The organism is Pseudomonas sp. ATCC PTA-122608 (assembly GCF_001952855.1).
In the GTDB taxonomy this organism is placed as follows: Bacteria; Pseudomonadota; Gammaproteobacteria; order Pseudomonadales; family Pseudomonadaceae; genus Aquipseudomonas.
Map to the genome: position 1 here is coordinate 122,665 of NZ_LPNO01000035.1, position 20,344 is coordinate 143,008.

Sequence of the window (20,344 nt, forward strand, 5' to 3'; positions counted from 1 at the left end):
AGTGAGGGGCATTGCACTCACTAAACGCCTCTTTTAGGAATGTCGTACATGGAATCCGCAGCAGTAAAAACATCGACACGCCGACTCAGCGCGCAGCTCAAGCGCGGGTTGATGGAGGTTGATATAGACCAATCGGCCTTCGAACCCGAATCACTATTCGGATTCGCGGAACGCCGCAATCCAAAGCGCGCGTTCCTGTTTGTATCGCGGGTGTTGGGCAAGCATATCCCTGTGCGCCCATCGGCCATGCAGGCCAGTTACGCAAGTCTCGCCGCGAAGATTCCCGCAGATTTGCCCGGGCCGGTGCTGGTGATCGGCATGGCCGAAACCGCCGTGGGCCTGGGCGCCGGCGTGCACCGCATGTACAGCAAGACCCGCCAGGACACCGTCTATCTGGTGAGCACCCGGCATCCGGTGGGGGATGAAATGTTCGCCCGCTTCGAAGAGGAGCACAGCCACGCCAGCGCGCACTTGATCCATCAGCCAACCGATCCCGCTATCCGCGAACTGATGCACCAGGCGCGTTCTCTGGTGCTGGTGGACGACGAGGCCTCAACCGGCAAGACGTTTATCAATCTGCACCGGGCGCTGATAGAGGCCGGGCTGAGCAAGGTCGAGCGGGTGGTGACGTGCGTGCTTACCGATTGGTCCCAAGGGGCCGTGCGCAAGGTTTTGGGCGAGACGGCCGATGAGGTGTCGCTGCTTCAGGGCACGTACCGCTTCCTTGAAGATGTGAGCGCGCCGCTGCCGCACATGCCGGATGTCGGGGCGGTGGCGGTGGGCGACTGGCCGATTGATCCGCGCAACGATTGGGGGCGTCTGGGCGTTTGTCATGTGGATGACACGCTTGCAACGGATATTCAGGTGAAGCCGGGCGAACGGATTCTCGTGGTCGGCACCGGGGAATTCGTGTGGCGCCCGTTCCTGTTGGCCGAGCGCCTTGAACAGGCGGGGGGCGACGTTCATTTCAGCTCCACCACTCGCTCGCCGATTGCCCTGGGGCATGAGATCGGCCACGCGTTGTCGTTCTCCGACAACTATGGCCTGGGCATCCCCAATTTTCTTTACAACGTGCGGCCAGGCCAATTCGACCGGGTGTTGATCTGTAGCGAAACACCTGCCCAGGCAGTTCCGCAATCGTTGATAGACGCATTGAACGCAGAGGTCATCGTCGATGAGCAGTAAGCGCCCCCTGATCCTCATAGACCTGGATGACACGTTGTTCCAGACGGCACGCAAGATGGCCGAAGGCAGTGCCCGGCATACGGCGACGCTGGATGTCGATGGGCAGCCCAACGGTTACATGAGTGCCGTGCAGAAAACGTTTGTGGAGTGGCTGCTGGAATCGGCCGATGTGGTTCCGGTCACCGCGCGCAGCGTGGAAGCTTACAGCCGCGTGCAATTGCCCTTTGTCGCAGGGGCAGTGTGCTCCCACGGCGGGGTGATTCTTCAGCCCGATGGGACGTTGGACCGGGATTGGCATGGGCAGATGACTGAGGTGCTCGCCGCCTATCAAAGCCGTTTGCCTGCGCTCAGCGCGGCAACCTTGGCGATCGGCGAGGAAATGGGCTTTTCCCTGCGCGGCTGGGTGGTCGAAGAGCAAGGCCTGCTTAACTACGTGGTGACCAAGCACAACGAGTCCGACGACTCGGTGCTGCAGAAGGTACTGGCAGAAGTCCAGGCCCGCGGCCTTGTGGAAGGCATGCATATTCACGGCAACGGTAACAACCTCGCGTTCCTGCCCAATGGCCTGGCCAAGCGCCATGCGGTCCAGGAACTGCTGCGTCGAGACCGTGCCGCTCACGGCGAACGCCCGGTGTTGGGGTTTGGCGACAGCGTGACTGACCTGGGTTTTATGAACGAATGCAACTTCTGGGCAACGCCGGCCAATAGCCAACTGGCAAAAGTCGTGGAGGCGATGATCCATGCGTGATGCCTTCGCCCATCTGACAACGGTCGGTAGCGGGAGCTACCAGGCCGACGACGTGCTCTTCCTGCTGCAGCCCGTCGAGATTGAAGTGACGGATGTCCATGAAAAAGAGCGCCTGATCCAGACCAAACAAAAGCATTACTCGGAGATGATCAGCCAGGAGTCGGCGCCTACCGAGGTGCACAAAGAGCTGTACCAGCGGGCCATGCAGCAAAACGCGGGCAGGATGGCCAGCGACGTTCAGTCCTTGGCCCTGGCCCTGGACCAGGCTTGCAAGGGGCCATCGATTGCGCTCGTGTCGTTCGTTCGCGCGGGCCTTCCCTTGGGCGTGCTGCTGCTCCGGGCGCTGCTCGATCTAGGGCGTGATGCCCATCATTACGGCATCAGTATCGTGCGTGACCGTGGCATCGACAAAGTTGCCCTGGAAGCCGTGATCGCCGCTCATGGCGCCGAAAACATTGTGTTCGTGGATGGTTGGACCGGAAAGGGCGCAATCTCCGGCGAGATCCAGCGTAGCCTCAACGGCGATGCGCGGTTCCCGGAGCAGCCACGCCTTGTGGTGCTCGCCGATCCATGCGGGCGCGCCTGGCTGGCGGCTTCCGCTGAAGACTGGGTGATTCCATCGGGCATTTTGGGTGCCACGGTTTCCGGCCTGGTCTCGCGCTCCATCTGGCCCGCCGAGGGTGGGTTGCATGGGTGCGTGGTCTACGACCACCTGAATGAACACGATGTGACCCGCGATTTTGTGAACCAGATTGAAACCGTGCGCCGGGCATTGCCTGCCGTCGCGCCCGCGTCTGCATGGACGCAAGCGCAGCGCACTGAGTTGCAGTCGGCGGCGCTGGACGTGATCGACGTAATCGCCAAGCGTTTTGGCATTACCAATTTGAACCGGGTAAAACCTGGTATCGCCGAGGCTACCCGTGCCGTATTGCGCCGAGTGCCGGACCACGTGCTGGTGCGTGATCGCAGCGATCCGGACGTCCAACTGCTGATGCACCTGACCGAGCGGGCCGGTGTGACGGTTGAGGAAGTGGGGGCGGCCCTTGGCCCCTACCGTGCAGTGACCGTCATCCGGAGCTTGAGCTGATGAAGAAAATATCGCCTTACGCCCTGGGTGCCACGCTCTACATGCCGGCCACCCGTGAGGACATTCTCGAGGTAGTGTTTCGCAAGAAGCTGCCTCAACTGCGCTCTATGGTGGTGTGCCTTGAGGACGCGGTTGCCGAAATCGACGTCGACACCGCCCTGCGCAATCTCCATCGGTTGTTGAGCGCCATTGAGCAGCAGGGCGGCCGGTCGGAAGACGGGCCGATGCTGTTTGTGCGCCCGCGCGACTGGCAGATGGCGGCGGTGCTGAACGATTGGCCGCTGATGGCTCATGTCGATGGCTTTGTCGTGCCCAAATTGAGCCTGTCCAACCTGCGTGCATGGGAGTTGGCGGTTACCAACCCGCATATTCTGCTGATGCCGACCCTGGAAACCCGGGAAGTCTTCAATCCGCAGGCAATGGTCGAGCTGGGTATGGCGCTCAACGAAACGCTGGCGCAGCGCATCATTGCGCTGCGCATCGGCGGCAATGACTTGCTGGGTTGCCTGGGGTTGAGGCGTAACCCGGACATGACGCTGTACAACACGCCCATGGGCTATGTGATCCCGATGTTGGCCGGCGTTATGGGCTCCCAAGGGTTTGCCTTGACGGCGCCGGTGTTCGAGCAACTGGCCACGCCGCATCTGCTGCTGGAAGAGCTGGGCCTTGATATTGCCCATGGTTTGGTGGGTAAGACGGCGATTCACCCGAGCCAGATCAACACTATCCAGGACAGCCTGCGTGTCAGTGTTGAGGATTTAAATTGTGCCAAATTAATGCTGAACGAGATCGCGCCCGCTGTTTTCAAACACAATGACGCAATGTGCGAACCAGCGACTCATCTCAAATGGGCGACCAACATCCTTGAGCGTGCCAAATGGCATGGCGTCAGGCATGTCGAAACCAGCCACACCGAACAACCGATTCGTCTCGCCGAGGCCGGCCGATGACTCAGGGCATACCTGCTTTTGTCCTGAAGCCAATGGCCGCCTGCGTGGCTGAAGACAACAACCGTACACACCAGAAAACGACGATTAACAAGGAGCGTACCGATGGCCCTGACTCTGACTAAAAACCAAACAATTTCCCTGGAAAAAACCGCGGGCGGTGGTGGCCTTACAGCGATCAGCCTTGGACTGGGCTGGGATCCGGAGAAAGCCGGGTTCCTGGGTCGGTTGATGGGCAACAGCGGTGAGATCGACCTGGATGCCTCCTGCATCCTTTTCGATGCAGACCTTCAGCCAGTGGACCTGGTGTGGTTCCGCCAATTGCAATCGCGCGATGGCTCGATCAAGCATTCCGGCGACAACCGCACCGGCGAAGGCGATGGCGACGATGAAACCATCAACGTTGACCTGCAGCGCCTGCCGGCCACGGTCAAATCGCTGGTGTTCACCGTGAACAGTTTCACGGGTCAAAACTTCGAAAAAATTGCCAACGCCTACTGCCGTATCGTCAACGCGAGCAACAAGACCGAACTGGCGCGCTTCAATCTGTCCGAGAAGGGCAGTCATACCGGCGTGGTCATGGCAAGCCTGGTGCGCGAAGCCGGCGGCTGGGAATTCAAGGCTATCGGTCAAGTCACCAACGGCCGCACAGCTGACGACCTGGTCAACCTGGCCATCCAGGCAGTACGGCCATGACGACCTTGGGGCCAGGCGCAAATGCGCCGGTCGCCACCGGCCAGGTGCGGGTCGATATCAGCTACTCGGCCATTCCGGGCGCTGATATCGACGTGTCTGCGTTTGTCCTTGGGGCTGCTGGAAAAGTCCGCGGCGACACTGATATGTGTTTCTACGGGCAGACCAATGTACTGGGTGGCGCGGTGCAAATGACCGAGTCCTCGGCCGGTCGCGCGGGGTTCACGCTTGACCTGTCGCGCCTTGAGGCGGCAGTCGAGAAAGTCGCGTTGACCGCAACGATCTATGAGAACAAGGCCAGCTTTGACCGTGTGTCTCATCTCGCACTGACTGTTACCGGCGGCATTGAGGCGCAGATCCCCACGGCAGGCATGAAGGAAACCGCACTGATTCTGGGTGAGTTCTATCGTCGCCAGGGTGAATGGAAGTTCCGCTGTGTAGCCCAGGGTTTTGCAGGTGGCCTGGAGCCGTTGGCCCAGCACTTTGGTGTTGAAGTCGCTGCGCCTGCGCCTGCGCCCGCAGCTCCAACTCCAGCTCCAGCTCCCGTGCCTGCTCCGGCAGCGGCGCCGAAGCCATCGGTCAGCCTCAGCAAAATTACCCTCGACAAGACTCGCTCGTCGATCAGCCTGGAAAAAACCGCTGACGGCTTTGGCGAAATCAAGGTCAACCTGAACTGGAACAAAGGCAAGGGTGGTGGCGGTTTCTTCTCGCGTAACAACGCCATTGACCTGGATGTCGGGTGCCTTTACGAGTTGCAGGACGGTTCCAAGGGCGTCGTTCAGGCGCTGGGCAATTGCTTCGGCGAACTGAATCGTGACCCCTACATTCAGCTCAAAGGTGACGACCGTACCGGCGCCGTCAGTGATGGCGAATGGCTGCACATCAACGGTAAACACTGGGGTGAGATTCGGCGGGTCCTGGTGTTCGCATTCATTTATGAAGGCGCCCCGAACTGGCGGGAAACCGATGGCGTGGTGACTATCCATGTCCCGGGTCAGCCACCTATCGAGGTTCGCCTGAATGAAGAGGGCGGTCGCCTGGGCATGTGTGCAATCGCCCTGCTGGAAAACGTCGGTGGCAGCGTCAAGGTGAGCCGCCGCGTTGACTTCCACAAGGGGCATTCGCTGATGGACAAGGCTTACGGCTGGGGTATGCGCTGGGCGGCAGGTTCCAAGTAACCCTGTTATCCAACTGCAATTGAATACGACGGGCCAGACCGGCCCGCCCTTGAGGTGAACAACATGTTGTCATGGCTGAAAACGAATGCGGCGCTTGCCCGCGAAAAGTTGACCACCGAGGTGAGCAAGTTCAAGAACAGGGAGTTCATGGAAGCTGTCGCCAACAGCTGCGCTATGGTCGCGGCGGCCGATGGTGAAGTCACCTCCGCAGAAAAAACCAAGATGGCGGGGTTCATCAGCAACTCGCCCGAACTGAAAGTGTTCAACCTGACCGACGTCATCAAGGTTTTCAACGACGCGTGTGCCAAGTTCGAATTTGACTTCCAGATCGGTCAGGCCGAAGCCCTGAAAAACATCAGCAAGATCAAAGGCAAGGACGGGGCAGGTCGTTTGCTCGTTCGTGTCGCCTGCGCCATTGGCGCGTCGGACGGTGATTTCGACGAAAAAGAAAAAGCCGTTTGCCGTCTGATTTGTCTCGAGCTGGGTCTCCCCCCAGCTGACTTTGAACTCTAAAGGAACATTACTGTGGAAGTTAGCCACCTGGGTTTCCCCCCGCTGACCATTGCCGTGTTTGTAGCATTGGCGATTGGCGCGATGGTACTCGACATGTTTACCCACCGTGGCGACCAGCCCATCAGCCTGGCGCGTGCGTCGGCCTGGTCGATATTCTGGATTCTCATCTCGTTCGCTTTTGCAGGATTCCTGTACGTCGAGCACGGTTCTGAAGTCGCCACGCTGTTCATCACCGGCTACGCCCTTGAAAAAGTGCTGAGCGTGGACAACCTGTTCGTGTTCATGGCGATCTTCGCCTGGTTCAAGGTGCCCAATGGCCTGCGTCATCGCGTGCTGTACTGGGGCATCCTTGGCGCGATCGTGTTCCGCCTGATCTTCGTCGCCATTGGTACCGGACTGTTGGCCCTGGGGCCTTGGGTCGAAGTGGTCTTCGCCCTGGTCGTCGCCTGGACTGCCGTCATGATGCTGCGCAGCGGCGGCGATGACGAAGAAGAAGAGGATTACTCCCAACACATGGCTTACCGTTTCGCCAAGAAACTGTTCCCTGTGTGGCCGAAACTGCACGGTCATGCCTTCTTCGTACGTCGCAAGACCCTGGAAGCCGAACTGACCAAGCCGGAAAACGCCGGGATGTCGTTGGCTGCCAAAGGCGGTTTGTTCGCGACACCACTGTTCCTCTGCCTGGTGGTGATGGAAGTCTCCGACGTGCTGTTTGCGTTTGACTCTGTCCCGGCAGTTATTGCGGTGAGTCGTGAGCCATTGATCGTGTTCTCGGCAATGCTCTTCGCCATTCTCGGCCTGCGGACCATGTACTTTGTGCTGGAAGCCCTGAAGCGCTACCTGGTTCACCTGGAAAAAGCAGTCATCGCACTGCTGTTCTTCATTGCCGTAAAACTTGGCTTGAATGCGACAGACCATATTTTCCATCACGGCTACAACATTGATCCGAACACCAGCTTGATCATTGTTGTCGTTGTACTGGCCATCGGTATTTTTGCCAGCGTGCTCTTCCCCCAAAAGGAAGAAGTCGAAGTCGAAAAATCGTAATTTCAAACAGATTACCCACAAGGAGTTGTACTCATGGCACTGACCCTTCAAAAAGGCGGCAACCTGTCTCTTTCGAAGACCGACCCGACACTGACCAAGATTCTGATCGGTCTGGGCTGGGATCCTCGCGCGACTGACGGGACTGAGTTTGACTTGGACGCCAGCGCATTCCTGCTGGGTGCCAACGGCAAAGTACGCAGCGACGCCGACTTTATTTTCTACAACCAGCTCAAAAGCGCTGACGGTTCCATCGAGCACACTGGCGACAACCGCACCGGTGCCGGCGATGGCGATGATGAAGTACTGAAAGTTGATCTGAGCCGCGTTCCTGCGGATATCGACAAGATCGCGTTCACCGTTACGATTCACGATGCAGACGCTCGTAAGCAGAATTTCGGTCAGGTCGGCGGCTCGTTCATTCGCGTCGTAAACGAGATCAGCGGTGCTGAGATTGTTCGTTATGACCTTGCTGAAGATGCCTCTACCGAAACCGCGATGATCTTTGCCGAGCTTTACCGTAACAACGGCGAGTGGAAATTCCGCGCCGTTGGTTCGGGCTTCGCAGGTGGCCTGAAAGCAGTGGCCAACTCGTACGGCATGAGCTTCTAACCCCCCACGTCCAGAACAAGGAAATTAATCATGGCTGTAAGTCTTTCCAAAGGCGGCAACGTATCGCTGTCCAAAGAAGCCCCCGGGTTGACCGAAGTAGTTGTAGGTCTGGGCTGGGACCCTCGTGTCACGGACGGCACCGAGTTCGACCTCGATGCATCGGTTTTCGTCGTAGGTGAAAACGGCAAGGTGCTCGACGACAACAGCTTCATTTTCTACAACAACAAGAAGTCGGCTGACGGTTCCGTCGAGCACATGGGCGATAACCGCTCCGGTGCCGGCGAAGGCGACGATGAACAAGTGACCGTAAAACTGACTTCCCTGGCCCCGCTGGTGAAGAAGCTGGTATTTGCTGTCACCATCCACGACTCCGAAGCCCGCAAACAGACCTTCGGTCAGGTTGCCAACAGCTTCATTCGTGTGGTGAACAAGGCTGATGGTAAAGAGCTGGCGCGTTTCGACCTGAGCGAAGACGCTTCGACTGAAACGGCGATGATCTTCGGCGAGCTTTATCGCAGCGGCGAAGAGTTCAAGTTCAAGGCGATCGGTCAGGGTTTTGCTGGTGGCTTGAAGCCTCTGGCTGAAGCCCATGGCGTTAGCATAGGCTAACCCATCGGGTTAAAAAAAAGCCCCGTCTTTCGAGCGGGGCTTTTTCATGTCTGCCGTTTAAGCAATCAGGGCTGGGGTCAACTTACGACAGTCTGATGACGCCGCTTCAGGCGGCGTTTGATGAACACCGCGACAACAATAAGCACCAGCGCGATGATACTCAGGAACACCGTATTGAACAGCGGGAAGGGTTCTTCACGGCTGTTGGTAGCTTCGATATCGGTGACGTTCGGGAACACCGACAATATCTTGATGCGCCACCCGTAGTACCGGATGAGCGCCAGTTGTTCAGCGTTGCGAGAGTAACCCTGGGCCTTGGCCTGGATGTCCGCAGAGTCGAACTTGAAATACCAGGGGAACGACCAGCCGGTGTCTTCATTGCGGTAGACCATGACGTCTTTGGTGTCAGGGTGCTCGGTGTTGATGAAGTAAACGTCTCGGGTCGGGCCATCCGCCGGGTTCTCGGCATTGATCACGCCGTCGTGGTCGACCCGCTTGACCTCGCCTCCGGTGATCAGCACCACCTCGTGTTGGGGGAGGACGTAGAAAAGCCCCAGTGCGCCGGCGCTGACGATAAGCAGCACTGCACCCAGAATTACGCCTTTGAGCAACTTCATACCTTCACTCCATTTTATAAGGTGGCAATTTTGCCCGTTTTCTTCGCCAGAGGGCATGTTTAGTTGGTAGCCATTCAGTGTTGCAGGGCGCGCGCAGTGGCGCATCTGCACTGACCAGTGGCGTTTGACGGCGGTAGTAGCGTGCAGGATAAAACTGTTGCAAAAAAAAACGCCCCGAACCAGTCGGGGCGTCAGATCGTGCGGCACTGCGGTTAGGTCTTCCTTGGGGCCGCAGTGGCCGTGTACTCAGTACTTAGTGGAACTGCTCTTCTTCGGTCGAACCGGTCAGCGCAGTCACGGACGAAGTGCCGCCCTGGATCACGGTGGTCATGTCGTCGAAGTAGCCGGTGCCCACTTCCTGCTGGTGCGCCACAAAGGTGTAACCCTTGGCGGCGTCAGCGAATTCCTGCTCCTGCAGCTTCACGTAGGCGGTCATGTCGTTGCGGGCGTAGTCGTGCGCCAGGTTGAACATGCTGTGCCACATGTTGTGAATGCCGGCCAGGGTGATGAATTGGTGTTTGTAGCCCATGGCAGACAGTTCACGCTGGAACTTGGCGATGGTCGCGTCGTCCAGGTTCTTCTTCCAGTTGAAAGAAGGCGAGCAGTTGTAGGACAGCAGTTGGTCCGGGTATTCCTTCTTGATGGCTTCGGCAAAGCGGCGAGCTTCGTCCAGGTCCGGCTTGGCAGTTTCGCACCAGATCAGGTCGGCGTACGGCGCGTAGGCCAGGCCGCGAGCGATCGCCTGGTCGAGACCGGCGCGCACTTTATAGAAGCCTTCCTGGGTACGTTCGCCAGTCACGAACGGCTGGTCGTACGGGTCGCAATCCGAGGTCAGCAAGTCAGCCGCGTTGGCATCGGTACGGGCCAGGATGATGGTCGGAGTGCCAGCAACGTCAGCAGCCAGACGAGCAGCCGTCAGCTTTTGAACAGCTTCCTGGGTTGGAACCAGTACCTTGCCGCCCATGTGGCCGCATTTCTTCACCGAAGCCAGTTGGTCTTCGAAGTGAACGCCGGCAGCACCCGCCTCGATCATGCTCTTCATCAGCTCGTAGGCGTTCAGAACGCCGCCGAAACCTGCCTCAGCGTCTGCAACGATCGGTGCGAAGTAGTCGATGTAGCCTTCGTCGCCCGGGCCTTTACCGGCTTTCCACTGGATCTGGTCGGCGCGGCGGAACGAGTTGTTGATGCGCTTGACCACGGTTGGCACGGAGTCCACCGGGTACAGCGATTGGTCGGGGTACATGGATTCAGCGGAGTTGTTGTCCGCTGCCACTTGCCAGCCGGACAGGTAGATCGCCTGGATGCCGGCTTTTACCTGTTGAACCGCTTGGCCGCCGGTCAGGGCGCCCATGCAGTTGACGAAATCTTTCTCTGGGCGGAAGGACGGCTTGGCACCCTGGGTGACCAGCTTCCACAGCTTCTCGGCGCCGAGTTTTGCAAAAGTGTGCTCAGGTTGAACCGAGCCACGTAGGCGGACGACGTCAGCAGCGGAATAAGCGCGGGTCACGCCTTTCCAGCGTGGGTTTTCAGCCCAATCTTTTTCAAGGGCTGCAATTTGCTGTTCGCGTGTCAGTGCCATGGGGAAAAACCTCGTCGCATAGGTCTAGGTGGAAAATTCCATTTGCCAGCCGCGCAATCGTTGCGTGGGAATGGCTGCTCGCTGACCAGAAGCTTAGGCGGTCAAGTCAGGCTTGGCGGGGAAGGCGACGGGATGAACGAGTATCGAGCGGGGGAGTTGAGCAGGTAAGGGCGAACTGCGAACGGTCTTCAGGCGTCGTGGGCCTTTGTACGATCCATCAGTGTGTTGCCGGGTTACCTGGTTAGCTTCCGTCCCTCGGGACAACTTCGTTCCAGTCGCAACCTCGTCAAACACACCTTGTGGGCGGTACAGACACGAATCGGCTCAGGTGGGTAGCTTAGAGCGACGATCCGAAGGCCCTTGCCAGGGCCCCTGATTAGCGGGAGCGAGGCCATCATGCCCATGCTTTTTTGGATCGTCAAATGTTTTGTAGTGCTTTTTTTCAAGCACTACATCTTTAGTCTAATACGACTTGCCAGTCAGTTTTTGGTGCTTCAGTTCAGGGTCTCGACTTTGACCCGCAAGGTCAGGTCATCGCGCCCCTGAGTAGAGTAGCTGCGGGTTGTAGTGGTTTTGTCGGCCTGCGTCTGGCGATTGACCCCGGCCAGGGTGATCCACTCGCCCAAGCGTCCGCTGACAGTTGTGTCGGTACTTTGCACGTTCACTACATCGGGACGTTCCTGGCTCATGCGGTCACGATTGGTACTGATGCTCAGGTGAACGGTCTCACCGGTGACGCTGGCGGTGACGTAGAAGCCCTGGGTCACGTTGCGATACTGCGTCTGGTTCTGCGGGCGGCCGTAGGCATCAGGCTGGGTGGTGGTGAGCGGCACGCTCTGGCCGACCTGGATCAGCGCAGGCACGCCTTCGCTGGCCTGGATCTGCTGGATCCCGCCGTCGCGGCTCTCGGTGCTGTAGGTGATGACCTGAGTTTGATTGTTGCCGTTGCTTTGCTGGTTGTTCTCGTTGGTGTCGACGGTGATCAGCAGGCGTTTGGAAGGCGTGTCCAGTTGCGCAAGCAAGGCGCGCAGGCCCTGGATCTTGTCGGGTTCGGCATTCACGATCAGTTGGTTGCCGTAGGCGCTGACGGTACCGTCCTTGCCGATAAAGTTCTGCGCGACGGGCAACAGCTCGGCGCTGGTGCGGTTGCTCAGGGGTACGACTTCGGTGGCAGCCATCACCGAGAAGCTGGTGGCCAGGAGCAAAGTAGTGAGCAGGGTGCGTAGGGACATGTCCGTTATCTCTGCGAGTCATTAGGCTTGATAGTGCCAGTTTGTCGGCCTGGCGGGGTGCAAGTTGAATCCTGGACGGCAAAAGGCCCTGGCATCGGTGGATGGCAGGGCCTTTTGAGGTGTTGCTGATGGCGCCTTCGCGAGCAAGCCCGCTCCCACATGTGATCGCATTCCAAGGATGTACTGGATCGAATGTGGGAGCGGGCTTGCTCGCGAAGGGCGCGGCGCGGTCTCGGATCAGCCCTCGCGCACCATATCAACGTGAGGAATCCCGACTTCCAGGAACTCATCGCTGACAATCTTGAAGCCCAGGCGCTCATAAAACGGCGCTGCGTGGACCTGTGCGCTGAGGATCTGCCGGGTCTGGCCGCGTTTCTCGGCCTCGCCGATCACGGCTTCCATCAGCTTGTCGCCGACCTTCAGGCCGCGCCAGTCCTTGAGGACTGACACACGCCCGATCTCGCCGGTAGGCAGCAGGCGTGCAGTACCGATGGGGAAGTCGCCTTCGAACGCCAGGAAATGCACCGCACCCGCGTCGTCAGCATCCCATTCCAGCTCCGGTGGAACCGATTGTTCAGCGATAAATACCGCTTCACGAATGCGCCGTATCTCGGCGATATCCTTTTGCCAGTCCGCGACACTTACGTGAATCTTATTCATCGGCAAACCCCAGGCTCCCTTGCTTGACCAGTTCCCACAGCAGGGCGCAGCCATCTTCATCCGCCAGCCATGGGCCGAGGTTGTCGATGTGCAATGCGTCGGCAGCGCAGACCAGCTTCAGCAGTTCCCGCAGCTTGCCCGGCAACAGGCGGCTCTGGCCGCTGGCGAACAGCAGCAGGTCGTCGTCCACTTCGGACCAGGCCAGGCGTGCACTTGGGTTGCGGATCAGCACGGCGCCGTCTTGCAGGCTGCCCAGCAGGTCTTCTTCTTCCACTTCCGGGCCGGCGACCAGTTCCGGGTAGCGCGGCTCGGTCATGAACTGGCCAAACCAGGTCAGCAGCATGCGCTCGTCGCTCATGTGCTCGGCCAGCAGGCTTTTCAGGCGGTCGAGGGCGTCGGCCTGGATCTGGTGCGGGTCGCTGACCGGCTGGGCGTCGGCGTCGGTGTAGCGCTCTTCGTCAGTCAGGTACTGGCTGAGGAAGTCGGTGAAGTGGGTCAGCACTTCAGCCGCGCTCGGGGCGCGGAAGCCTACGGAGTAAGTCATGCAATCATCCACGGCAACACCGCAGTGGGCCAGGCGTGGCGGCAGGTAGAGCATGTCGCCCGGTTCCAGTACCCATTCGGCGGTTTCTTCGAATTCTGCGAGGATGCGCAGGTCGGCGTGCTGCAGCAGCGGGCTTTCGGAGTTGCACATCTGGCCGATCTTCCAGTTGCGCTTGCCGGAACCTTGCAGCAGGAACACGTCGTAGTTGTCGAAGTGCGGGCCCACGCTGCCACCCGGGGCGGCGTAGCTGATCATCACGTCATCGATGCGCCAGCTCGGCAGGAAACGGAAGTTTTCCAGCAGTTCAGCCACTTCCGGCACGAACTGGTCGACGGCCTGCACCAGCAGGGTCCACTCACGCTCGGGCAGGGTGCTGAAGGCATCTTCGGCGAACGGGCCGCGACGCAACTCCCACGGGCGCTCGCCGTGTTCGATGATCAGGCGCGACTCGACTTCTTCTTCCAGCGCCAGGCCGGCCAGTTCGTCGGCGTCGATCGGGCTTTCGAAATCAGGAATGGCCTGGCGGATCAGCAGCGGTTTTTTCTGCCAGTAGTCGCGCAGGAACTCGCGTGCCGTGATGCCGCCCAGAAGTTGAAGAGGAATATCAGGATTCATGTGTAACCTATTGAAAAAAAGCACTTTTCAGACGGGAATAAAAACGCCCGGCGCTGCCGGGCGTCTCAAAGGGTCAAGCAGCTATCAGATACGTTTGGCTTGGGCCACAGCGTTGCCGATGTAGTTAGCCGGGGTGAGCAGTTTCAGCTCAGCCTTGGCGGCGGCTGGCATGTCCAGGCCGTCGATGAAAGTTTGCAACGCTTCAGAGGTGATGCCCTTGCCGCGGGTCAGCTCTTTGAGCTTCTCGTACGGGTTTTCGATGTTGTAGCGGCGCATCACGGTCTGGATTGGCTCGGCCAGGACTTCCCAGCAAGCGTCCAGGTCAGCGGCGATCTTCTGCGCGTTGAGCTCAAGCTTGCTGATGCCTTTGAGGCTGGCTTCGTACGCGATCACGCTGTGGGCAAAGCCCACGCCGAGGTTGCGCAGTACGGTGGAGTCGGTCAGGTCGCGCTGCCAGCGGGAGATCGGCAACTTGCTGGCCAAGTGCTGGAACAGGGCGTTGGCGATACCGAGGTTGCCTTCGGAGTTTTCGAAGTCGATCGGGTTGACCTTGTGCGGCATGGTCGACGAACCGATTTCACCGGCGATGGTGCGTTGCTTGAAGTAGCCCAGGGAGATGTAGCCCCAGATATCGCGATCGAAGTCGATCAGGATGGTGTTGAAGCGCGCAATCGCGTCGAACAGCTCGGCGATGTAGTCGTGAGGTTCGATCTGCGTGGTGTACGGGTTGAAGCCCAGGCCCAGCTCGTCTTCGATGAAGGCGCGGGCGTTTTCTTCCCAGTCGATCTCAGGGTAGGCCGACAGGTGGGCGTTGTAGTTGCCTACGGCGCCGTTGATCTTGCCCAGCAGCGGCACGGCGGCCACTTGAGCGATCTGGCGCTCCAGGCGGTACACCACGTTGGCCAGTTCTTTACCCAAAGTGGTCGGCGAAGCCGGCTGGCCGTGGGTGCGCGACAGCATCGGTACGTCGGCGAAACGGATAGCCAGTTCGCGGATGGCTTCGGCAGTCTGGCGCATGAGTGGCAGCATCACGTCATCACGGCCTTCGCGCAGCATCAGGGCGTGGGACAGGTTGTTGATGTCCTCGCTGGTGCAGGCAAAGTGGATGAACTCGCTGACTTTGGCCAGTTCCGGCAGCTTGGCCGCTTGCTCTTTGAGCAGGTACTCGATGGCTTTTACGTCGTGGTTGGTGGTGCGCTCGATCTCTTTGACACGCTCGGCGTGCTCCAGAGCGAAGTTTTCCGCCAGGGCGTTCAGCACCGCGTTGGCTTCGGCGGAGAACGCCGGCACTTCGCTGATGCCAGGGTGAGCGGCCAGACGCTGGAGCCAGCGCACTTCAACCAGAACACGAGCACGGATCAAGCCGTATTCGCTGAAAATAGGGCGCAGGGCCTGGGTTTTGCCGGCGTAGCGGCCGTCAACAGGGGAAACCGCAGTGAGCGAAGAAAGCTGCATGGGGTGTTCTCGGACAGTCGGGCAACGAAATGGGGCGCGTATCATACATGAAAAAATCCGCCGGTCCGTTGCCAACTGACCGGCGTATTACGCGTGGGGCTATAAAAAAATCGGTTGCTGCGACTTATTCGTTGCGCATCAACGGGTAAAGCTCTTTCAGCAATTTGCGACGGCTGACGACCAGTTGCCAGCGATGACCGCCCAACTGGCGCCACAACCGCGCCGAACGAATACCGGCCAGCAGCAGCGCGCGGATTTTCGAGGCGTTGTTCGGTTGTTGCAGGTTGCGCATGTCGCCGTGCACCTGGATCCGCTGGCGCAAAGTGCTCAGGGTGTCCTGATACAGCGCGCCACAGGCAGCGATCACATTTTCGTGGGCCGGGCCGAAATGTTCGACCTGGGACTGAATCTGCGGCAGGCGCTTGCCGATGGTTTCCAGCAAGTCGTCGCGCTTGGCCAATTGGCGCTCCAGGCCGAGCATCGACAGGGCGTAGCGCAGTGGCTCGCGCTGCAAGGTGCTCGGGTCGCGCTCGAGGGCGCCGACCAGCGCGCGATAACCTTCACGCAGGGCCAGGTCGTCGCCGCCGTACACTTCCAGGGTGTCCTTCGGGTCGCGGATCAGCAGGCTGCCGAGCATGCAGGTCAGGCCTGCCTCGGTGACCTGGCCGGTCTTGGCGATCTTGTCCACCAGCACCGCGGCGAGAAACACGCCGCCCAGTGCCGTCAATTGCTCCTGGGTCGGGCTCATGCCTTGCTGCTCCAGGGTTCGGCAACTTCGATCACGCCGCCCCCCAGGCAAATCTCTCCGTCGTAGAACACTACCGATTGGCCCGGCGTTACGGCGCGCTGCGGGTCGTCGAAGGTGGCGCGATAGCCGGTGGCGGTTTTTTCCAGGGTGCAGGGCTGGTCGCTCTGGCGATAGCGAACCTTGGCGGTCAGGCGGCGCGGGCTGCTGAGGTCCACCGGGTTGACCCAGTAGATGTCCGAAGCGAGCAGGGCGCGGGAGAACAGCCATGGGTGGTCATTGCCCTGGCCCACGATCAGTTCGTTGTGTTCCAGGTCCTTGACCAGCACGTACCACGGCTCTTCACCCGCGTCTTTCAGGCCGCCGATGCCCAGGCCCTGGCGCTGGCCGATAGTGTGGTACATCAGGCCGTGGTGACGGCCGATGATTTCGCCTTCGGTGGTCTTGATCTCGCCCGGTTGCGCCGGCAGGTATTGCTTGAGGAAGTCGCTGAAACGGCGCTCGCCGATAAAGCAGATCCCGGTGGAGTCTTTCTTCTTGGCGGTGGCCAAGCCGTGTTTTTCCGCAATTGCGCGCACTTCGGGCTTTTCCAGTTCGCCCACCGGGAACAGGGTCTTGGCGATCTGTTCGCCGCCGACGGCGTGCAGGAAGTAGCTCTGGTCCTTGTTGGCGTCCAGGCCCTTGAGCAGTTCGGTGCGGCCATCGATGTCGCGACGGCGCACGTAGTGGCCAGTGGCGATCAGGTCGGCACCGAGGATCATCGCGTAGTCGAGGAACGCCTTGAACTTGATCTCGCGGTTACACAGGATGTCCGGGTTCGGCGTACGACCGGCCTTGTATTCGGCCAGGAAGTGCTCGAACACGTTGTCCCAGTACTCGGCGGCGAAGTTGGCGGTGTGCAGCTTGATGCCGATTTTGTCACAGACGGCCTGGGCATCCGCCAGGTCGTCCATGGCGGTGCAATATTCCGTTCCATCGTCTTCTTCCCAGTTCTTCATGAACAGGCCTTCCACCTCATAACCCTGCTCCATGAGCAGAACGGCGGAAACGGAAGAATCCACGCCGCCGGACATACCGACGATGACGCGCTTCTTTTGTGTGTCAGAAGGGGCTGGATCACGCATAGGATTTCAACGGGAGTCTTTAAAAAGGACGCGATTCTAGCAGGCTCGCGTCTGCAAGGCTAAAGAGAAGGGCGGATCAATTCGAGGCTGTGGCGTTGGCCGGCCAGATAATCGTCGATACAGCGGATAATCAGCTCGCTGCGCCAGTCTTCGCGCAGGGCCATCAATTCGTCACGGGTCAGCCAGCGGGCGCGCAGGATGCCGTCGTCCAGTTGGTAGTCCGGGTGGTGTTTCAGGGCCTTGGCGATGAAGCACACGCGCTGATAGGTCACGCCATTGCTGGGAGCGGTGTACAGGTAAATCCCGACAATCCCGGTGGCTTCGACGTCCCAGCCGGTTTCTTCGAGGGTTTCGCGCACGGCGGCCTCGGTCAGGGTTTCGTTCGGATCAAGGTGCCCGGCGGGCTGGTTCAGCACGGCGCGGCCGCCCTTGAGTTCTTCGACCATCAGGAAGCGGCCGTTGTCTTCGACGATGGTGGCGACGGTGATGTGAGGTAGCCAGGTCATAAAGTGCCTCGATTCAAGGTGTAACGCTGTCTTCAGGCGCGATTGCATTCAGTGCGGGAGCGGGCTTGCTCGCGAATACGGCGTGTCAGTTAAAGAGGTATTGACTGATCCAGCGCATTCGCGAGCAAGCCCGCTCCCACATTTTGATTGGGTTTCTTCAATAAAAGCGCCATGTCCAGAAACAGAAACCCCGGCACAGGGCCGGGGCTTCTTTGCATCCTTACAACCTTACACCAGCGCAGCGATTGCCGCGTTGAGGGTGTTGCTTGGGCGCATGGCCTTGCTGGTCAGCTCGGCGTTCGGCGCGTAGTAGCCACCGATGTCCACTGGCTTGCCCTGGACGGCGTTGAGCTCGGCAACGATGGTTGCCTCGTTCGCAGCCAGGGTCTTGGCCAGTTCGCCAAACTGCGCTTGCAGTGCAGTGTCTTCGGTCTGGGCGGCCAGGGCTTGAGCCCAGTACAGCGCCAGGTAGAAGTGGCTGCCGCGGTTGTCGATGTTGCCGACTTTGCGCGATGGCGACTTGTTGTTGTCGAGGAACTGGCCGGTGGCCTGGTCCAGGGTCTTGGACAGCACCAGGGCTTTCGGGTTGTTGTAGTTCACACCCAAATGCTCGAGGGACGCTGCCAGGGCCAGGAACTCGCCCAGGGAATCCCAGCGCAGGAAGTTTTCTTCAACCAGTTGCTGTACGTGCTTCGGAGCCGAACCGCCGGCGCCGGTTTCGAACAGGCCGCCACCGTTCATCAGCGGCACGATCGACAGCATCTTGGCGCTGGTGCCCAGTTCCATGATCGGGAACAGGTCAGTCAGGTAGTCGCGCAGTACGTTGCCGGTCACCGAGATGGTGTCCAGGCCCTTGCGGGTGCGCTCCAGGGTGAACTTCATCGCGTCGACCGGCGCCATGATGCGGATGTCCAGGCCTTCGGTGTTGTGGTCTTTCAGGTAAGCCTGAACTTTCTCGACCACGACGCCGTCGTGCGCGCGCTGTGGGTCCAGCCAGAAGATGGCCGGGGTGTTGCTGGCGCGGGCACGGTTGACGGCCAGTTTGACCCAGTCCTGGATCGGCGCGTCTTTGGTCTGGCACATGCGGAAGATGTCGCCGGCTTCAACAGCCTGTTCCATCAGCAGGTTGCCCTTGCTGTCGGTGACGCGGACTACGCCGTCAGCCTTGATCTGGAAGGTCTTGTCGTGGGAGCCGTACTCTTCGGCTTTTTTCGCCATCAGGCCAACGTTTGGCACGCTGCCCATGGTGGTGGGGTCGAAGGCGCCGTTGGCCTTGCAGTCTTCGATGACTGCCTGGTAGATGGTCGCGTAGCAGCGATCCGGGATCACAGCCTTGGTGTCGTGCAGCTGGCCGTCGGTGCCCCACATCTTGCCGGAGTCACGGATCATCGCAGGCATCGAGGCGTCGACGATGACGTCGCTCGGCACGTGCAGGTTGGTGATGCCTTTGTCGGAGTTGACCATCGCCAGGGAAGGGCGAGCGGCGTACACCGCCTGGATGTCAGCTTCGATCTGCGCTTGCTGATCGCCAGGCAGGGCCTTGATGCGAGCGTACAGGTCGCCGATGCCGTTGTTCAGGTTGAAGCCGGTCTGCTCCAGCACGACAGCGTGCTTGGCCAGTGCGTCTTTATAGAACTCGGCAACGATCTGGCCGAACATGATCGGGTCGGAGACCTTCATCATGGTGGCTTTCAGGTGAACCGACAGCAGTACGCCTTGTTTCTTGGCGTCTTCGATTTCAGCGGCGATGAAGCTGCGCAGGGCTTTCTTGCTCAGCACGGCGCTGTCGATGATCTCGCCAGCTTGTACGCTGGTTTTTTCTTTCAGGACGGTAGCGGTACCGTCCTTGGCGATCAGTTCGATCTTGACGGCATCAGCGCCTTCGATCTGTACGGCTTTCTCGCTGCCGTAGAAGTCGCCGTTGCTCATGTGGGCAACGTGGGACTTGGAGTCGGCAGCCCAGGCGCCCATTTTGTGCGGGTGCTTGCGTGCGTAGTTCTTGACCGACAGCGGTGCGCGGCGATCGGAGTTGCCTTCGCGCAGTACCGGGTTCACGGCGCTGCCCTTGACCTTGTCGTAACGTGCACGGGTTTCTTTTTCCGCGTCGGTGGTTACGGTTTCCGGGTAGTCCGGCAGGTCGAAGCCCTGGGCTTGCAGTTCCTTGATGGCGGCCTGCAGCTGAGGGGTCGAAGCGCTGATGTTCGGCAGCTTGATGATGTTGGCTTCAGGGGTTACGGCCAGGTCGCCCAGTTCGGCGAGGTGGTCCGGCACAGCCTTGGCGCCCAGTTGCTCGGGGAAGCTTGCGAGGATGCGCGCGGCCAGGGAAATGTCGCGGGTTTCCACGGCAATATCAGCGGAAGCGGTGAAGGCCTCTACGATAGGCAGCAGTGAATAGGTGGCGAGGGCTGGGGCTTCGTCGGTGAAGGTGTAGATGATCTTCGAGCGGGTGGGCATATTCGGATTAACTCTCTTCTTTGCTGAAAGCATGCGCAGAAACTCGAGATGCGCCGGGTAAAGCGCGTTCGTTCAAAGTCATCCATGAGCGAAATGTCGAAGTTTCTTCGCGGTGATGTTGGGTTGCATCAGTCGAGCGTCAAGCGGGTGGACTATTGTAATAGTCCGGCTTTTCGGGCGGAGGGCATCAATGTAGA

At 59.6% G+C, this 20,344-nt stretch carries 20 protein-coding genes; 10 read left to right on the plus strand and 10 right to left on the minus strand.

The genetic code is table 11. The features are described from left to right. The first annotated feature begins 48 nt into the window (after window positions 1-48). From AU074_RS23645 to AU074_RS23690, 10 genes are all read left to right on the plus strand, one after another. Window positions 49-1,185 (plus strand): phosphoribosyltransferase domain-containing protein, encoded by a 1,137-nt coding sequence (locus AU074_RS23645; protein ID WP_076016761.1) that lies wholly within the window; start codon window positions 49-51, stop codon window positions 1,183-1,185. Further along, window positions 1,175-1,933: a trehalose phosphatase gene (locus tag AU074_RS23650; RefSeq protein WP_076016762.1), complete on the plus strand. Its 759-nt coding sequence runs from the start codon at window positions 1,175-1,177 to the stop codon at window positions 1,931-1,933. The genes AU074_RS23645 and AU074_RS23650 overlap by 11 nt, the downstream gene beginning before the upstream one ends. After that, complete coding sequence (locus AU074_RS23655; protein WP_076016763.1) at window positions 1,926-3,020, plus strand: cysteine protease StiP family protein; 1,095 nt, start codon at window positions 1,926-1,928, stop codon at window positions 3,018-3,020. The genes AU074_RS23650 and AU074_RS23655 overlap by 8 nt, the downstream gene beginning before the upstream one ends. Beyond that, window positions 3,020-3,970 carry an HpcH/HpaI aldolase/citrate lyase family protein gene (locus AU074_RS23660; protein ID WP_076016764.1) on the plus strand — a complete coding sequence of 317 codons (951 nt, stop codon included), beginning with the start codon at window positions 3,020-3,022 and terminating at the stop codon, window positions 3,968-3,970. Before AU074_RS23655 ends, AU074_RS23660 begins: the two co-directional genes overlap by 1 nt. A gap of 102 nt (window positions 3,971-4,072) precedes the next feature. Beyond that, a complete protein-coding gene (locus AU074_RS23665; protein ID WP_076016765.1) occupies window positions 4,073-4,663 on the plus strand; it encodes a TerD family protein in 591 nt (196 codons plus the stop codon). After that, window positions 4,660-5,838: a TerD family protein gene (locus AU074_RS23670; protein WP_076016766.1), complete on the plus strand. Its 1,179-nt coding sequence runs from the start codon at window positions 4,660-4,662 to the stop codon at window positions 5,836-5,838. The genes AU074_RS23665 and AU074_RS23670 overlap by 4 nt, the downstream gene beginning before the upstream one ends. 63 nt (window positions 5,839-5,901) lie before the next feature. Beyond that, window positions 5,902-6,351: a tellurite resistance TerB family protein gene (locus AU074_RS23675; protein ID WP_076016767.1), complete on the plus strand. Its 450-nt coding sequence runs from the start codon at window positions 5,902-5,904 to the stop codon at window positions 6,349-6,351. 12 nt (window positions 6,352-6,363) lie between these two features. Continuing rightward, window positions 6,364-7,398, plus strand: a complete 1,035-nt coding sequence (locus AU074_RS23680) for a TerC/Alx family metal homeostasis membrane protein (RefSeq protein WP_076016768.1) — start codon at window positions 6,364-6,366, stop codon at window positions 7,396-7,398. 33 nt (window positions 7,399-7,431) lie between these two features. Then, the gene (locus AU074_RS23685; RefSeq protein WP_076016769.1) at window positions 7,432-8,007 is read left to right on the plus strand and encodes a TerD family protein; all 576 of its coding nucleotides are present in this window, start codon (window positions 7,432-7,434) and stop codon (window positions 8,005-8,007) included. 30 nt (window positions 8,008-8,037) lie between these two features. After that, the gene (locus AU074_RS23690; RefSeq protein WP_076016770.1) at window positions 8,038-8,616 is read left to right on the plus strand and encodes a TerD family protein; all 579 of its coding nucleotides are present in this window, start codon (window positions 8,038-8,040) and stop codon (window positions 8,614-8,616) included. 77 nt (window positions 8,617-8,693) lie between these two features. Here the strand turns inward: AU074_RS23690 and AU074_RS23695 are convergent, their stop codons facing one another. The 10 genes from AU074_RS23695 to AU074_RS23745 form a co-directional block, all read right to left on the minus strand. Further along, the gene (locus AU074_RS23695) at window positions 8,694-9,233 is read right to left on the minus strand and encodes a DUF1523 family protein (protein ID WP_076016771.1); all 540 of its coding nucleotides are present in this window, start codon (window positions 9,231-9,233) and stop codon (window positions 8,694-8,696) included. 253 nt (window positions 9,234-9,486) lie between these two features. Further along, the gene (aceA, locus tag AU074_RS23700) at window positions 9,487-10,812 is read right to left on the minus strand and encodes an isocitrate lyase (protein WP_003219577.1); all 1,326 of its coding nucleotides are present in this window, start codon (window positions 10,810-10,812) and stop codon (window positions 9,487-9,489) included. 494 nt (window positions 10,813-11,306) lie between these two features. Further along, a complete protein-coding gene (locus AU074_RS23710; RefSeq protein WP_076016773.1) occupies window positions 11,307-12,044 on the minus strand; it encodes a secretin N-terminal domain-containing protein in 738 nt (245 codons plus the stop codon). Between the two features lie 237 nt (window positions 12,045-12,281). Beyond that, on the minus strand, window positions 12,282-12,704 hold the full coding sequence (locus tag AU074_RS23715) for a GNAT family N-acetyltransferase (RefSeq protein WP_017479509.1): 423 nt from the start codon (window positions 12,702-12,704) through the stop codon (window positions 12,282-12,284). Beyond that, complete coding sequence (locus AU074_RS23720; protein WP_063031419.1) at window positions 12,697-13,863, minus strand: cupin domain-containing protein; 1,167 nt, start codon at window positions 13,861-13,863, stop codon at window positions 12,697-12,699. The genes AU074_RS23715 and AU074_RS23720 overlap by 8 nt, the downstream gene beginning before the upstream one ends. 84 nt (window positions 13,864-13,947) lie before the next feature. Then, the gene (purB, locus tag AU074_RS23725; RefSeq protein WP_076016774.1) at window positions 13,948-15,318 is read right to left on the minus strand and encodes an adenylosuccinate lyase; all 1,371 of its coding nucleotides are present in this window, start codon (window positions 15,316-15,318) and stop codon (window positions 13,948-13,950) included. A 124-nt stretch (window positions 15,319-15,442) separates the two neighbouring features. Beyond that, window positions 15,443-16,066, minus strand: coding sequence for a high frequency lysogenization protein HflD (gene hflD / locus AU074_RS23730; protein WP_076016775.1), 624 nt, complete (start codon window positions 16,064-16,066; stop codon window positions 15,443-15,445). Beyond that, window positions 16,063-17,187, minus strand: a complete 1,125-nt coding sequence (mnmA, locus tag AU074_RS23735; RefSeq protein ID WP_076016776.1) for a tRNA 2-thiouridine(34) synthase MnmA — start codon at window positions 17,185-17,187, stop codon at window positions 16,063-16,065. Before mnmA ends, hflD begins: the two co-directional genes overlap by 4 nt. A 59-nt stretch (window positions 17,188-17,246) precedes the next feature. Next, window positions 17,247-17,693: an NUDIX hydrolase gene (locus AU074_RS23740; RefSeq protein WP_076016777.1), complete on the minus strand. Its 447-nt coding sequence runs from the start codon at window positions 17,691-17,693 to the stop codon at window positions 17,247-17,249. 228 nt (window positions 17,694-17,921) lie between these two features. Then, window positions 17,922-20,147 carry an NADP-dependent isocitrate dehydrogenase gene (locus tag AU074_RS23745; protein WP_076016778.1) on the minus strand — a complete coding sequence of 742 codons (2,226 nt, stop codon included), beginning with the start codon at window positions 20,145-20,147 and terminating at the stop codon, window positions 17,922-17,924. Window positions 20,148-20,344 lie beyond the last annotated feature (197 nt).

Excerpts from the sequence above, each read along its gene's own strand:
- AU074_RS23650 (WP_076016762.1), top strand. The coding sequence starts at position 1,175 with ATGAGCAGTAAGCGCCCCCTGATCCTCATAGACCTGGATGACACGTTG.
- AU074_RS23710 (WP_076016773.1), bottom strand. The coding sequence starts at position 12,044 with ATGTCCCTACGCACCCTGCTCACTACTTTGCTCCTGGCCACCAGCTTC.
- AU074_RS23685 (WP_076016769.1), top strand. The coding sequence starts at position 7,432 with ATGGCACTGACCCTTCAAAAAGGCGGCAACCTGTCTCTTTCGAAGACC.
- AU074_RS23645 (WP_076016761.1), top strand. The coding sequence starts at position 49 with ATGGAATCCGCAGCAGTAAAAACATCGACACGCCGACTCAGCGCGCAG.
- mnmA (WP_076016776.1), bottom strand. The coding sequence starts at position 17,187 with ATGCGTGATCCAGCCCCTTCTGACACACAAAAGAAGCGCGTCATCGTC.
- AU074_RS23745 (WP_076016778.1), bottom strand. The coding sequence starts at position 20,147 with ATGCCCACCCGCTCGAAGATCATCTACACCTTCACCGACGAAGCCCCA.
- AU074_RS23655 (WP_076016763.1), top strand. The coding sequence starts at position 1,926 with ATGCGTGATGCCTTCGCCCATCTGACAACGGTCGGTAGCGGGAGCTAC.
- AU074_RS23690 (WP_076016770.1), top strand. The coding sequence starts at position 8,038 with ATGGCTGTAAGTCTTTCCAAAGGCGGCAACGTATCGCTGTCCAAAGAA.
- aceA (WP_003219577.1), bottom strand. The coding sequence starts at position 10,812 with ATGGCACTGACACGCGAACAGCAAATTGCAGCCCTTGAAAAAGATTGG.
- AU074_RS23715 (WP_017479509.1), bottom strand. The coding sequence starts at position 12,704 with ATGAATAAGATTCACGTAAGTGTCGCGGACTGGCAAAAGGATATCGCC.
- hflD (WP_076016775.1), bottom strand. The coding sequence starts at position 16,066 with ATGAGCCCGACCCAGGAGCAATTGACGGCACTGGGCGGCGTGTTTCTC.
- AU074_RS23720 (WP_063031419.1), bottom strand. The coding sequence starts at position 13,863 with ATGAATCCTGATATTCCTCTTCAACTTCTGGGCGGCATCACGGCACGC.
- purB (WP_076016774.1), bottom strand. The coding sequence starts at position 15,318 with ATGCAGCTTTCTTCGCTCACTGCGGTTTCCCCTGTTGACGGCCGCTAC.
- AU074_RS23740 (WP_076016777.1), bottom strand. The coding sequence starts at position 17,693 with ATGACCTGGCTACCTCACATCACCGTCGCCACCATCGTCGAAGACAAC.
- AU074_RS23665 (WP_076016765.1), top strand. The coding sequence starts at position 4,073 with ATGGCCCTGACTCTGACTAAAAACCAAACAATTTCCCTGGAAAAAACC.
- AU074_RS23695 (WP_076016771.1), bottom strand. The coding sequence starts at position 9,233 with ATGAAGTTGCTCAAAGGCGTAATTCTGGGTGCAGTGCTGCTTATCGTC.
- AU074_RS23675 (WP_076016767.1), top strand. The coding sequence starts at position 5,902 with ATGTTGTCATGGCTGAAAACGAATGCGGCGCTTGCCCGCGAAAAGTTG.
- AU074_RS23660 (WP_076016764.1), top strand. The coding sequence starts at position 3,020 with ATGAAGAAAATATCGCCTTACGCCCTGGGTGCCACGCTCTACATGCCG.
- AU074_RS23670 (WP_076016766.1), top strand. The coding sequence starts at position 4,660 with ATGACGACCTTGGGGCCAGGCGCAAATGCGCCGGTCGCCACCGGCCAG.